Source organism: Neisseria sp. P0021.S007 (assembly GCF_051956855.1).
The window spans coordinates 1-980 of the sequence record NZ_JBQCXA010000187.1 but is presented as its reverse complement, the minus strand read 5'-3'; the positions used below and the strand labels follow the sequence as shown (position 1 = coordinate 980).

The window sequence follows — 980 nt, the reverse complement described above, 5'->3', positions numbered from 1 at the left end:
ATATTGAGGAAGTTTTCGATGTATTCGAGGCGCTCGGTGCGCTTTTCGTCCAAAAGCAGGGCGATTTCGCGGTATTTTTCCGGCTCTTGATGGCGGAAGCCCAAATCTTCGAGCTGCCATTTGAGTTGCCACACGCCCAAGCGGTTGGCGAGCGGGGCAAAAATGTCGAGGGTTTCTTTGGCAACGGCGCGCTTTTCAGGGTTGTCAGGAACGTTGCTTAAAAATTGCAGGGTGCGCGTACGCATGGCCAGTTTGATCAGGACGACGCGGATGTCGGTAACCATCGCCAACAGCATTTTACGCATGGTTTCGGCTTGTTGGGCGCGCTCTTCCGGCGTGGCAAGGCTGTCTACGCGGGCGAATTGGGTCAGTTTCTGTACTTCGTCCACGCCTTTGACCAGCTCGCAAACGGTACTGTTGCAGCGTTCGGTAACCAATTCGCGCCAAGTGGGAACGTATTTGCCGATGTCGGACAAAATCGTAGCGGCCACGGCATCGGGCAATAAGTCGAGTTCGCTGACGATTTGCATCGAGCCGAGAAAATGTTCCATTAAAGGCTCGCCGTAAGTCGTTAGGGCATCGGCAGGATAATGTTCTTTAGACAGGTCAAAGGCCGTCTGAATTAGGTTTTTATCGGGATCAGGCAGCGCGGCAACATAGCCGTCGAACCATGCGAGGAGGCCTTCCAGCGTTGCACTCGATGTTTGGGGCGTTTGGCGAATAGTGGTCATGGCGTGCGTTTTTTTCTTTTTGATAAAAACGTTGCCATTGTAACAGTTTCTTGCCGACAGCCCTAGATTTGTATGCGAATGCGGCACTATGTTTCAGGAAGCCTTGTTTCAGACGGCCTGGGCTACCCAACTTGCAATAACATATAAACATCAAAATAAAACAAACAATTAGCGTGTAAATGTGCTTGCAGTGAAAAAATATTGGGAATAATATCAAAGCAAGTAATAATTTTTATCAAGAAGGAGATG

At 49.6% G+C, this 980-nt stretch carries 1 protein-coding gene; it reads right to left on the bottom strand.

Going from position 1 to position 980, the window contains the following annotated elements; all coding sequences use genetic code 11:
- The coding region (locus tag ACTHUR_RS12100; protein WP_440398732.1) for an HD domain-containing protein at positions 1–731 on the bottom strand (731 nt) is incomplete at its 3' end.
- Positions 732–980 lie beyond the last annotated feature (249 nt).